Annotated in this window: 14 protein-coding genes; all 14 read right to left on the bottom strand. The window is 67.7% G+C overall.

The window, feature by feature from the left end; translation table 11 throughout:
- Positions 1–2 precede the first annotated feature (2 nt).
- Complete coding sequence (locus tag EV668_RS15315) at positions 3–776, bottom strand: SDR family NAD(P)-dependent oxidoreductase (protein WP_133771476.1); 774 nt, start codon at positions 774–776, stop codon at positions 3–5.
- Complete coding sequence (locus EV668_RS15310) at positions 773–1810, bottom strand: NAD-dependent epimerase/dehydratase family protein (RefSeq protein WP_133771474.1); 1038 nt, start codon at positions 1808–1810, stop codon at positions 773–775. Before EV668_RS15310 ends, EV668_RS15315 begins: the two co-directional genes overlap by 4 nt.
- An 8-nt stretch (positions 1811–1818) precedes the next feature.
- A complete protein-coding gene (locus tag EV668_RS15305; protein WP_166652486.1) occupies positions 1819–2661 on the bottom strand; it encodes a sugar phosphate isomerase/epimerase family protein in 843 nt (280 codons plus the stop codon).
- A 14-nt stretch (positions 2662–2675) separates the two neighbouring features.
- Positions 2676–3794 (bottom strand): ABC transporter ATP-binding protein, encoded by a 1119-nt coding sequence (locus EV668_RS15300; RefSeq protein ID WP_245513210.1) that lies wholly within the window; start codon positions 3792–3794, stop codon positions 2676–2678.
- Positions 3791–4885 carry an ABC transporter substrate-binding protein gene (locus EV668_RS15295; protein WP_133771470.1) on the bottom strand — a complete coding sequence of 365 codons (1095 nt, stop codon included), beginning with the start codon at positions 4883–4885 and terminating at the stop codon, positions 3791–3793. The genes EV668_RS15300 and EV668_RS15295 overlap by 4 nt, the downstream gene beginning before the upstream one ends.
- 32 nt (positions 4886–4917) lie before the next feature.
- Positions 4918–5748, bottom strand: a complete 831-nt coding sequence (locus EV668_RS15290; protein ID WP_133771468.1) for an ABC transporter permease — start codon at positions 5746–5748, stop codon at positions 4918–4920.
- 1 nt (position 5749) lies between these two features.
- A complete protein-coding gene (locus EV668_RS15285) occupies positions 5750–6610 on the bottom strand; it encodes an ABC transporter permease (protein WP_133771466.1) in 861 nt (286 codons plus the stop codon).
- A gap of 203 nt (positions 6611–6813) precedes the next feature.
- Positions 6814–7701 (bottom strand): LysR family transcriptional regulator, encoded by an 888-nt coding sequence (locus tag EV668_RS15280; RefSeq protein ID WP_133771464.1) that lies wholly within the window; start codon positions 7699–7701, stop codon positions 6814–6816.
- Positions 7702–8021: 320 nt separating this feature from the next.
- Positions 8022–8528 (bottom strand): Spy/CpxP family protein refolding chaperone, encoded by a 507-nt coding sequence (locus EV668_RS15275; RefSeq protein ID WP_133771462.1) that lies wholly within the window; start codon positions 8526–8528, stop codon positions 8022–8024.
- Between the two features lie 38 nt (positions 8529–8566).
- Complete coding sequence (locus EV668_RS15270) at positions 8567–8911, bottom strand: GCG_CRPN prefix-to-repeats domain-containing protein (protein WP_245513209.1); 345 nt, start codon at positions 8909–8911, stop codon at positions 8567–8569.
- A 479-nt stretch (positions 8912–9390) separates the two neighbouring features.
- Positions 9391–10566 (bottom strand): helix-turn-helix transcriptional regulator, encoded by a 1176-nt coding sequence (locus EV668_RS15265; RefSeq protein WP_166652485.1) that lies wholly within the window; start codon positions 10564–10566, stop codon positions 9391–9393.
- A gap of 237 nt (positions 10567–10803) precedes the next feature.
- Positions 10804–11823 (bottom strand): helix-turn-helix domain-containing protein, encoded by a 1020-nt coding sequence (locus EV668_RS15260; RefSeq protein ID WP_133771457.1) that lies wholly within the window; start codon positions 11821–11823, stop codon positions 10804–10806.
- Entirely contained in the window at positions 11820–11969 is a 150-nt protein-coding gene (locus tag EV668_RS24835; protein ID WP_166652484.1) for a hypothetical protein, read from the bottom strand. Before EV668_RS24835 ends, EV668_RS15260 begins: the two co-directional genes overlap by 4 nt.
- 60 nt (positions 11970–12029) lie before the next feature.
- A complete protein-coding gene (locus tag EV668_RS15255) occupies positions 12030–12686 on the bottom strand; it encodes a MarC family NAAT transporter (RefSeq protein WP_133771455.1) in 657 nt (218 codons plus the stop codon).
- Between the last annotated feature and the right edge of the window lie 65 nt (positions 12687–12751).

Genomic DNA, 12751 nt, shown 5'->3' with positions numbered 1-12751 from the left:
GCTCACATCGCTGTGTAGCCGCCGTCCACGAGCAGATCGGTGCCGGTCATGAAGCTCGAGGCGTCGCTCATCAGGTAGAGCGCGGCCGCGGCGATCTCGTGCGGCTGGCCGATCCGGCCGAGCGCGTGTTTGGAGGCGTTGTAGTCCTTGGCGCTCTCCATGTCCCCGTGCCGCAGGACGAGGCGGCGCGTCTCGATCGCCCCCGGCGACAGCGAGTTCACGCGGACGCCCTGATCGGCATGGTCCAGCGCCATGGCCTTGGCCAGCTGGATCAAGGCGCCCTTCGCGGCGCAATAGGCCGGCCGGCCGCGCGCGCCGACATGGCCCATCTGCGAGGCGATGTGCACGATGCTCCCGCCGCCCGAGGCGATGATGTGGGGCAGCGCCGCCCGGCTCATGTGATAGGCGCCGGTCACGTGGACGTCGAAGACCGCCGACCAGTGCTTCGGAGACAGCTCGACGATGCTGCCGGACGGATCGTCGTTCGAGGCGCCGTTGACGAGGCCGTGAAGGCCGCCCCAATGGGCGACGATCGTCTGGATCGTCGCGTAGACCTGCGTCTGGTCCGTGACGTCGCAGGCGAACCCCAGGGCCTGACCCTTCTCGGCCGCAATGGCGTCGACGGTGGCCTGCGGCGTCTCCCTGTCGAGGCAGGCGACGCGCGCTCCGGCCGCGGCGAAGGCCGTCGAGATCGCGGTGCCGATCCCGCCGCCCGCGCCTGTCACGACGATCGTCTTGCCGTCGAGCCTGAAGGTTTCGGACGAGATCGCGTTCATCGGCCCGCACCCATCGATGCCGCTCGGTCGTCGGCCGGCTGCGGGGACGCGGATGGCGTCTCGAACCCTCCGGCCCGATGCCAGGCGAGATAATCCTCGAAGGCGGCCTCCTCCAGGAAGCGCGCGCGGTAGCCGACATCCTCGCGCAGCCGGTCCACGCGGAAGGGCGGCCGTGCGGTCGGGGCGGCCCTCGCCACGTTGATGAGCGCGTCATCCGCGCTCAGCGCGTAGTCGAAGCCGGGATAGGTGCCCTTGAGGCGCTCGCACCAGTCTGTGATCGACCAGCGCCGTCCGGTCGCGATCTGATAGACGGGGTAGGATGTCGCCGGCGCGTCGAGCAAAGCGGCCACGGCGCCCGCGATATCCGCGGCATAGACCCAGTCGTCGGGCAATCCGGCCCGGAAACAGGCCTTCTCGCCCGCGCGGGCGAGGCGCGCGAGCTGCAGCGGCACGCTCAGCGTATCGCGCACCCCGGTATCGTATTCCCAGCGACCGAACACGACGCCGAGCCGGGCGACGACGACATCGAGCCCGCGGGTCTGGCGGTAACGGATCGCAGCCCGCTCGGCGGCGTACTTGGTGATGCCGTAGAGACTGTCGGGGACCGGCGGAAGCGTCTCGTCGATCGCGTCGATGTCCGGCGGCACGCTGCCGAAGACGGAGCCCGTCCCGAGTTGCACGACCCGTCTGATCCCGGCGGCGACCGCCGCGTCGAGGACGTTCAGCGTGCCGAGGAGGTTCACCTCCGCGATGCGGATCGCCTCGACCGCCTCCCGCTCGAGACCCGCGGTGATGGCGGCTCCGTGGACGAGCCGCGACGCTCCCGTGGCCGCGATCGCCTCATCGAGCGAGCGCCGGTCGCGGACGTCGCCCTCGGCGATCGTCAGCACGCCCTTCAGCCCGCGCAGATGCGCGAGGGCGCCCGCCGGCGGGGCGGCCGGCCCGAACAGCGCGACGTCGGTGCCTTGCGCAAGAAGTTCGGAGGCGATGTTCAGGCCGACGAAACCCGAGCCTCCCGTGACGAGAACGGACATGGCAGCCCTCAGCCTTCCCAAGCGGCGCCGAATTCCGCCACCGCGCGGCGGATGGCCTCGGCCACCGTCGCGCCGCGCAGATCGGGCGCGAACAGCTCGAACTCGAAATGGCCGCGATAGCCCACGGAGCGGAGCGTCGCGAGCAGCGCCGGCAGGTCGACGAGCCCCTCTCCGAGCGGGCAGCGGACCGGGAGCAGGACATCGCCCCGTGGCTGCGCGACGCCGGTCAATTGGACGAGGCGAAGGCGGGACACGGACCGCTCCAGCACCTCCTCGAGATCGGGATCCCACCAGGAGTGGAACATGTCGAGGACGAAACCGAGACCGGGATGGTGCGCCAGTTGGCGCTCGGTCTGGGCGAGCGTGTTCAAGGTCGACTTGTTCGGAATGCGGATCGGATGCATCGGCTCGAGGCCGAGACGGACATCGCGCGCGACGGCCGCATCGATCAGCGGGGCGAGATCCTGCTCCACCCGCGAGCGGACCCGCTTCAGGTCGCCCGGCCTCGCCTCCGCGTAATCGTGCAGGCCGCCCGTGATCGTGACGAGCGCATCGGCGCCGAGAACGGCGGCGGCATGGATCAGGGCGGCGTTGATCTCTTGCTGCCGCAGGGCCTTCTGCGGATCGTCCCACAGGAAAAAGCCCGCGCTGTTGACCGAGGTGACGCGCAGGCTCCTCTCCTCGAGGGCCTGGCCGAGACGCTCCAGCGGCATCTCCGCGAGCGCCCGCTCGGTGAGCCCGACGCCGGTCGCTCCGGCCTCGGCGCAATCGTCGAGGAACCGTTCGAGCGCATAGCCCTCGGGCGTGATGTAGTGGTTGATCGCGAGGCCGCCGCCGTACCCTGCGGGCATGTCCCTCTCCATGCTCATGGCGCGAGCAGCGTCGGGCTGTCTGCCAGCCACCTCACCCGGACGCGGCTGCCGGGAGCCATCGCCCGCTCCCTGCCGTTATTGGCGGTATCGGACACGATGAGGCCGATCTCGCCCAGATCGATCGTCCGCTGGACGGTCGGGCCGAGATACGCCTCCTCGACCAGCGTTCCGTCGAGGCCGAAACCGGGATCGTCGGGAGGAGCGACCTCGACGCGCTCGTATCGCAGCGCGACGAAGACCGGCGCCCCGACCGCGAAGCCCGGCGGGATCGTGCAGGGGAAGGGCCGGCCGTTCACGATCACCTCGCCCGCGCCGTCCTCCCGGCGCCCGACCTGCCCCGTGTAGAAATTCGAATGGCCCATGAATTCGGCGACAAACCGGTTCGCCGGCTTCTCGTAGACGTCGCGCGGCGATCCCACCTGCTGGATCACGCCGCGGCTCATCACGGCGATCCGGTCGGACATCGAGATCGCCTCGCCCTGATCGTGGGTGACGAAGATGAAGGTGCCGCCGATGGCGCGGTGCAGCCGCTTCAACTCGTCCTGCATCTGAAGGCGGAGCTTCAGATCGAGCGCACCGAGCGGCTCGTCGAGCAGCAGCACCTCCGGCTCGTTCACCAAGGCGCGGGCCATGGCGACGCGCTGGCGCTGGCCGCCCGACAGCTGATCGATCCGGCGCGCGCCGAATCCATCGAGCCGGACGAGATCGAGGGCCTCGGCGACCTTCCTGTCGATCGCCCCGCGCGGCTTCCGGCTCATCTCCAGGCCGAAGGCGATGTTCTCCGCCACCGTCAGGTGCGGGAACAGGGCGCCGTGCTGGAAGACCATGTTCGTCCGCCGGTCATAGGGCTGCGTGCCGAGCATCGGCTGCCCGCCGATCAGGAGCTCGCCGCCGCTCGGATGCTCGAAGCCCCCGATGATCCGCAGCAAGGTCGTCTTGCCGCAGCCCGAGGGGCCGAGAAGGGAGAAGAACTCTCCCTTCCGGATATCGAGGGTGGTCGGTTCGAGGACGGTGACGCCGCCGAACGCCTTGGTGATCCCCTGCAGGGAGACGGCCGTCTCCCCGGCAGGGGATTGCTCCGCCCCCACCGACGCTTGCGAAGAGGTCGTCACGAGCTCTTCACCCGGCTCCACGTCTCGATCCACATGTTCATGGCCGTCGGGAACTTGAGCTGATAGTGCTTCACGGAGCCGTCGAAGAGCCCGTAGCCGAACTTCTTCTTCTCGTCCGCCGACAGATTGGCGTCGCCGTGGATGGAGGCCGACAGGTAGCCGCTCCCGTTCGACAGCTCCTTCGAATAGGCCTCGCCCAGCATCGCGTTGATGATCGCGTGCGCGCCAGCGACGTTCTTGCAGTCCTTCGGGATATAGGACGCGCTGATCAGCGACAGCACGCCTTCCTTCGGCCAGGCGCCCGTGATGTTGAAGCCGCGCTTCTGGAGATCGTTGCGCATCGGCGCGATGCCGTAGCAGATGTCGATCTCGTTGCTGCTGAGCAGGTTCGAGCCCTGCGCGAAGGTCGTGTAGAACGTGCGCACGTTCTTCTTCTTCGCGATCAGGAAGCGGCCGACCTCGTTCAGGTCGCTTCGCGTCATCTTCTCCGGCTCGGCATGGCCGAGATAAAGCCCCGCGGCCATCAGCATCTGGTGCGCGACGTCCCACCAGCCGATGCGGCCGGCATATTTGTCCTCGAACAGCAGCGACCACGACTGGGTATAGGGGTCGTCGTCCGGAACCACGGCGCGGTTGTAGAGGATGGAATCGAAGCCCCAGCTGTGGGGGATCATGTAGACCTTGCCGTCGCGCTCCCCGATGCCTTCCTTGGATGGGGCGTTGATGTCCTTCATGTTGGGGATCAGGGACACGTCGATCGGCTGGACCCGCTCCTGGCCGGCCTTCGCGCCCATCACCACGGGCTGCGAGAAGGCGAAGGAGCTGTTCATGAGGTCGTAGCGGGCGCCGCCGGGCGCGGTGAGCCGCGAGACGGTATCCGTCCCGGACATGAAGGCGCCTTCCGTGATTTTGACCTTCGCCTCGGCCTCGGCGATCGGCTTCAGCGTCGGCCCGAGCATGGCGTTGACCATCAGCGCGGTGACCTCGGGCGTCTGGGCCCACGCCCCGAAAGGCAGCGCCGAAGCGCTCAGAAGCGCGCCCGAGCCCTGCATGATCGCACGGCGGCTGAGATCGAACGGGTGACGGCTCATGCGTGGTTCTCCTCTGGTTATGGGGGGCGCTGTCAGCGCGGTCTCCGGTCCGCCCGCGCGGACAGCGCGAAGCCGGCGAGCGAGACCATCATCGAGATCGCCATGATCACGACGCCGACCGCGGGCAGGAACGGGGCCATCTGGTCCGACAGCAGCGACCACAGATGGACGGGAACCGTCCTCTCGTTGCCGATCGAGAACAGGGTGCGGATGAACTCGTCGAACGAGAGCGTGAAGGCGAACATCGTGGTCGCGACCACGCCGGGCTTGATGAGCGGGAAGGTGACGCGACGGAACGTGACCCAGGGACGGGCGCCAAGATCGGCGGCGGCTTCCTCGAGGCTGCGATCCAGCCCGTGCACGCGCGGAAACAGCGTCAGGAAGGCGAAGGGGAGGACCCAGGTGATGTGGACGGGCAAAGCCGTCGACCAGACCCCGAACGGCAATTCGGCATAGCCGAAGAAGACGAGGTAGATCACGCCGCCGACGATCCCCGGGACGAGGATCGGCAGGAGCACCACCTTCATCAGGAGATTCTTGAAGGCGAAGTCGTTCCGGAAGCCCAGGGCCAGCATCAGGGCGAGGACGGTCGCGATGACTGAACTGGCGATGCCGAGCAGCACGCTGTTCGCGATGGAGGTCCGCATCGCGCTGGAGCCGAGCACCTCCTCGAACCAGCGCAGCGTCACGCCCTTGAACGGCAGGCCGATCGACTGCGAATCGTTGAACGACAGGACGACGAGGAGCAGGATCGGCAGATAGAGGACGGCGTAGAACAGCCCGGCATAGACCGAGAGGGCCGTCGCCCTCAGCCTGCCGAGGCGGTCGGCGGGAGCGCCGGCGGTGTCGGTGCTGCCTGCCATCTCAGCCCCCGACGAAGACGTCGTTGAGCCGGACCTTCCGGCCGAAGAGGGCGAGGCACAGGAAGACGACGACGATCAGCACCACCGACAAGGCCGCGCCGAGAGCCCAGTTGTTCGTCACCGTGTATTGCGGGGCGATGACGTTGCCGAACATGATGCCCGTCGTGCCGCCGACGAGCTGCGGCGTGACGTAGGCGCCGCAGGCGAGCAGGAACACCATCACGCAGCCGGACAGCACGCCCGGCATCGACAGGGGCAGGATGACCCGCCTGAAGGTCCGCCACGGCCCGGCGCCGAGATCCGCCGCCGCCTCGATCAGCCTCGGATCGATGCGATCCAGGGATAGGTAGATCGGCAGGACCATGAACAGCGTATAGACATAGACGAGGGCGAGATGGGTCGTGCCCTCGTTGTAGAGGAGCCACTCCAGCGGCTGGTCGATCACGCCGAGTTGAAGCAGGACGGAGTTGACGAGGCCGTTCCGTCCCAGCATCGGCAGCCAGACGAACGTGCGCACCACGTAGCTCGACCAGAACGGCAGGAAGAGGAGCACGAGGAAGGTGTTCTTCCTCGACATCGGCCGCGTGGCGATGAAATAGGCCATCGGATAGGAGAGCAGGAGCGAGATCAGCGTCACCGTCACGGCGATGCGCAGGGTCTGGAGCAGGACCTTCAGATAGATCGGCTCCTCGACGATGACCCGGTAGTTGTCGAGCGTCAGGTCCGGGGTCGTCCCGAAGATGCTCGACGTCCAGAACGACATCGCGACGAGCAGCACCAGCGGAGCGACGGCGAAAAGCAGGAGCCAGAGCGTGGCGGGGAGAACGAGAAGCGTTCCTCTCGTGCGCGCGTTCAGGGTCATGCCGGACGTCCTGCCGTGTTGCGTCCGACCTGCTGAGATACCCCGAAGACCCGATCAGTCGGGGCCTTTCTCGGCTGTGGCGAGCGAGCGGACATCACACTCCCGTTCAACTGCTGGACCATGGCAGCGAGGAAGGTTCGCCGATAACCCTGCGCGCGATAAAGGCGAATTCGTAGAATTCTGATTTCGCCAAATTCGAATGCTTAAGGGTCGAGCAGAAATCTCAGCAGTTTCTGCGCCGGCGGGTCCAGTTCGGGCATCGAGCGCACGCAAAGCACGAAATTTCGCCTCGCCCACGGCTCCACGATCTCGATCTCCTTCAGCCCATAGGCCTCCTTGAGGGGCGCGAGTACGGGTTGCGGCAAGACCGCCACCCCGAGCCCTTGGCTTGCCAGGAGCGCCATCGCCTCGAACGTATTCGCCTGAACGCGCACCAGGAGCGGCGCTCCGAGCAGGCGAGCCTGCTCCACCAGCACCTTCCTCACGGCCGTGCCATGGCCCAGCGTGACGAAGGTCTCGTCGGAGAACTCGGAGAATCTCAGCCGTTCACGCAACGCGAGCCGATGCGTCTGCGGCACGGCGAGAACAAGTCGGTCGCCGCCGAAGGAGAAGGTGACGAGGGGCTGGGTATCCGCGCCGCTGACGACGAGGCCGATATCGACCTGCTTGCTTCGCACCATTTCGAGCGTGGTTTCCGTGTCGCGCTCTTCGAGGTCGAGTTGGATATCGGGATGGGACGAGGCGAACCGCGAGATGTCGTAAGCGAGCCGGGCCAGCAGAACAGAGCTGGACGAGGCGACGCGCACGAAGCCTCGAACCCCTGATTGGTGCTCGCTCAGCATGTGGTCGGCGCGGTCCACGAGATGCAGGATGTCGCGCGCGAAACGGAGGAACGTGGTTCCGGCCGGTGTCGGCACGACACCGTGAGGCAGGCGCTCGAGAAGCGCCCCCTTGACGTCGTGCTCGAGGAGCTGGATCCGGCGGCTGGCAGCGGAGGGGGCGATGCCGAGGCGCTGGGCTGCCCGGCTGAGGCTCTTCAGTTCGCAAGCTGCCACGAACAGCTGCAGCGTCCTGAAGTCGTTTCGGTGCATGGCTCGCTGTCCCGATCGCCCACGGTCCGGCGGGCAGTCGCGATGTAAGCCATCGCCGTCGAGGCTGCGACCGCTCGCCTGTCACCTTCTGGCCCGGCTGCGGCTCGCGGCCACCGTCTCCTCATCGCTCTCGCCGTCATGGCGGCGACGCGCACCATCATCGCTTCGATCGTCCGCGGGCGGAGGGGGGAGTGGGCAGGGGGTGGCGACGGCGGCGGCCGCCGGCCCTCTCCACCCACGCCCTCAGGTCACGGTGTCTCGACGCCCGCTTGGGGGCGGGCCGGCGGACGGAGTGTTCCGCGATCCGCCGGCCGGTCGGATCAGCTTTCGTCCTCGAAGATCCAAAGCTCGGCGGAGGGCTGCGGCATGCCGTAGCGTCCTTCGCGCAGGCCGAGGAAGGCCGGGATGCGCCGCTGCTGGGCCTCGCTCAGCGACGCGACGAGCGGCTTCAGCGCCGATGCGACGATCTTGAGATCGGCCGCGCGGGCGGCCTCGGCATCGGCCGAGCGCTCCAGGATGTCGACGAAGCTCGTCGGCTGCGCGGCCTTGGCCCGCTGCGCGCGGCGGTCGGCGGCGTTCTTCGCGACCTGACGGATCGCAGCCTCCACCGGCGCCCAGAGCTTGTCCTGGTCCGGCTTGATGCCGATCACCGTCTTCAGCGCGGCGAGGCGCGCATCGAGCACGGCGACGGAATCCTCGGCGGTATGCAGTTCGACGATCGTCGGCGCCGGCTGCTGCTGCGGAGCGGGCTGGGTTTGGGCCTGGGCGACGCCGACGCCGAGCGCGGCCACCGCGAAGACGACGGCCGGAAGAGTGATCTTGAGCATGGATGGATCCAGTCGGTCAGGAGGATGGGCGAGACGCATTACTTCCAGCCGCCGCCCGGCAGGGCGCCGTGATAGGGCGTGTTGCGGCAATGGCCCCACGGGCCGTGCCAGTAGCCGGGAGGGCAGCCATTGCCGAAGAAGTCGGCCGCGGGCTGCGGGCCGCCGGCCCAGCCGCCGCCGGGGAGCGGGCCGCTATAGGGCGTGTCGCGGCAATGGCCCCAGGGCCCGCGCCAGCCGAACGGCCCGCAGCCGCCCGACACCGTGACGATGTCGCCGGCGGGGGCTGCCTGGGCCGTCATGGTCGGAACGGGAGCGGAATGGGCAGCGCCTGCCGCCAGCGCCGCGAGGCCGAGGCCCGCGATCAGGGAAAGGACTCTTTTCATCGATGTCTCCATTGGTCGAGCATGGTCGGGGAAGATCGGCCGGCCGCGGGGCGGCGGCTCGGCCGGGTGACGCCGGCGGGCCCGGCAGGGCCGTCAGCGAAAGCGGTGATTGCGCGAGCGTCGTCGGTCGCGGTCGACGGGCGTGCCAAGCGCCTCGCTCCCGTCGTCGGGCAGCAGGCCTTTGCAGACGGGCTGGTCGGAGACGCCTGACATCGTCTGGCTGCGCCGCGGCGGAAAGACATGCATCGACATGAGACGAGGGACCCGGGCCGTCTTCGATGCCCGCGACCTAGTCGGCGGCGGCGCGTCCGGCATGATCAGTCCTGCTCATGCCGCACGGTGAATCGGCTAGGATCGCGCGCATGGATATCGCGGGCGCCCTGACCGCTCCTACTTGCCTCAGGACGGCCGGACCATGATCAGGGTAGAGCCCCGCTTCCGCGCCGAATACCGATCAGGACAGACGATCGGGCGGGACGTCAGCGAACCTGGAGCGCCGAGGCCGCGATCGTCGCCATCATGCGCTCGAGATCGCGGAGGTTCGCTGCCCCCGATTTGACGAGGATCGAGCGGATCTGGTTGCGCACGGTTACGAGCGAGACGCCGCGTCCTCTCGCGACATCCTCCGCGCCCGCCCCGCCGAAGAGCGCCACGGCGACCTCAGCCTCCGCCCGGCTGAATCCGAACAGGTCGCAGAGCATCGGGATCGAGGGCGCATCCTTGCGATCGAGGGGCCGAATGACGATCAGCGCCAGCGGCTCGGGGCCGTTGCCGAGCCGCTCGCTGCCGATCTCCGCGGCAAGCAGATGGGGCGCCGGAGACACGAGCACGGCCAACGCGCTCCCGTCTTCGGACAGCACCCGCATCGAACCGCCGGGGCCACCCGATACAGCCGAGGAGACGAGCGCGCGCAGGGTGGCCGACCCCGATCGTCCGGTCGCGCGGAGATGGACGCCGGTCCCCGCGAAGGGCCCCGACCTCATCGCATGGAGCCCGGCATCGACACCGGCCAGATGGCGGGCCCCGGAATCGTTGACGAAGCGGATCCTCAGCCCCGCATCCACCACGGCGATCCCGAACGGGACGGTATCGAGGACGGCGCGCGTCAATCCGGCGGATTGCCGATCGAGGGAGAGCCGCGCGCGCAGTTCGACGGCGCGCTGGACATGCGGCATCAGCATCTGCAGCACGCGGACGTCCCGCTCTCCGAACGGCTCCGTTCCATCGGCGCGGAAGAAGGCGAGCGGGGTCGCCTCGCCGAGGCCGACCATTCCACTGATCATATGGCGGCGACCGTGGTGGCGCGCGAAGTCGTGATAGTACTCGCTCGCCATGAAATCCGCATCGGGGACGACCTGCTCCCCGCGCCTGACACGCCCGACGGTCTGCTCGCGGCTTCTCCGGAACACCCGCCGCGCAACCTGCATGAACGGGTTCACATGGTGGTAATAGGCGATATAGGCCGCCTCGGCGTCATCGGACGTCGACAGCACGTTGCGGCTGGCGCCGGCCCCGTCGCCGAGCCGGAACGTCGCGCTCTGGGCGTCGAGCAGCCGGCAGATCCGGGTGCCGGCAGGTCGCCAGTCGCCGCCGCCGGTGGCGGCCTCGTAGACCGCCCCGACGCAATCGGCGATATCGCGCTCCGTATCCGACACCCATCCCCCGCTCGATACGGCACGATTTCGTTCTGGTTCTCGTGCATGGCCTGGCCGCTGCCTTCCATGCTCACATCTGGACGCGCAGATCATCCGGTTCCTGTGCCGAATTCGCTGCCATCGACACCCTGCTCGTGATGGTGCGCCTGCCGCCCGATCGGGCTGGCACGCGACGGCCGGCCGCCTGCTTCGGACGACGACGGCGACACGCCTCCGGCGCGTGCGACGTCGATCGCCTCAGAGGCCGTTCCTCGCCGCCTCTGTCAGCAAGTGCTCATGCAGAAGGAATGGGCCTTGCGGCTCGCTCCGGGCCGTCGCCGCCACGCCGCGCAACTGGCTCGGCGTCAGGCCGAAGCGGACCTTGAAGGACTTTGCGAAATCCGTCCCCTCGGAGATGCCGCAGCGGCGGGCGACCTCCTTCACGGACACACGACCGCCGGCCGATCCTCTCAGGAGATGGTAGGCGTGATCGAGGCGCTTCGCCCGGATGATCCTCGCGACGCCGCCATCCGGCTCGAAGGCACGGTACAGATGCGAGCGCGACACCCGGAAGCGCCGCATCACCCTGTCGGGGCCGAGCAGCGGATCACCGAGGTTGCTGTCGATATAGTAGAGAATACGCTGCCGCATCGGCCGACTGACGGTCAGCGGCGCCCTATGCTCGCCCGCGCCCTCGACGGCGGACGCGAGCAGAACCGATACGGATTCCTGGACGGCGGGGATCTCGTTCGGCGCGAGATCGCCGACGACCTTCTCGATTCCGATAAGGTAATCCGCCAGCAGACGCGTCGTGGCCCTCCGGCGATCGAGGATCAGACCGTGCAGGCGCCGTCCCGGCAGGCACTTGTCCAGGACCGGGCGCGGAAGAACGAGCGATATGCGTGCTCCGGCTTCTTTCTCGCTGTCGAGCACCTGCGCCAGATCGAGGATGAAAACGTCGCCGGGACGAGCGTGAAAATTCACGCCGTTGAAATCGCCCCTGTAATCGCCCGAGAGGACGAGCTGCACGATGTAGAAATCCAGCGCGCTTCTGACGATGATCTTCGGCGTTCTCCGGCAGATCTGACGGTTGAACGTCGTATGCCCCAGGATCATCGATCCGAAAGGCTGGGACTGCACCGAGCCTGTGAGCTCCTGTGCCCGCCCGTCATCGACCGGCGTGATGTCATAGAGGATGCTCGAGACATCCCTCCAGAACTCGGTCCGAACGGACCTGTCCACCATGTCGGTTGACAGGCCGATCTCGGTTGCACTCACCGCCTCGTCCCTCGATCGACACCGATATCGAACAGGCTGCGACGGCGGATGCCGTCGCAGCGATCCAGCTTGGCAGCGGCGCGATGGCACCGCAACGCCTCGCGTCGCTCAATCTCGACGGTCCGGACCGATTCCATGGCGATCATGGAGCCCTGCATCCAAGGCCGCCGGCCTGCGCATCGCGCCCGGCCCGACGATCGCCCGGCTCACGCGAAGGACTGGATGAACTCGCGCACGCCCGACGCGATGAACTGAACCGCCACGCAGGTCAGGAGGAACCCCATGATCTTGGTCACGGCCTGGATGCCGTGCTCGCCGAGGAACTTGCTGATCCAGCCCGCGCTGGCCAGCGCCAGGAAGGCGACCATCGTGGTGATGAACGTTCCCGCCAACACGGTGGTGTAGCCCAGGACGAGGTGATCCTGCGGAATGTGCGAGCTGTAGCCCATCACGACCGCGATCGAACCGGGACCCGCCAGGCTCGGCATGGCCAAGGGCGAGAACGAAAAATCGAGATCGGCCTGCTTGATCTCCTCCGGGCCGGACTCGATCGAGGCCGCCTCTCCTTCGCCGGCGAACAGCATGCGGAAGGCAAGCACCAGAATGATCAAGCCGCCGGCGACGCGGATCCCCGGCAGGGAGATGCCGAAGAGAGAGATGATGCTGTTGCCGAGCAGGAGGAATGCGGCCAGCACGCCGAAGGCATACAGGCTGGCCTTGAGGGCCTGCTGACGCTTGTGACGAGCCGACATCCGTTTCGTGAGCGCAAGGAACAGCGGAACGGTGCTCAGGGGGTTCATGATGGGAAGCAGGCCGATCACGATCAACGGAAGGTGCCGCAAAGCTTCCAAATAGACGTTCATCGTCCCGACCCATCATACAAGCGCGAAACCGACGTCCACCATACGCACGCCGGCACAATCTGAGA

Source organism: Enterovirga rhinocerotis (genome assembly GCF_004363955.1).
In the GTDB taxonomy this organism is placed as follows: Bacteria; Pseudomonadota; Alphaproteobacteria; order Rhizobiales; family Beijerinckiaceae; genus Enterovirga; species Enterovirga rhinocerotis.
This window is presented reverse-complemented; position numbering and strand designations above follow the sequence as displayed.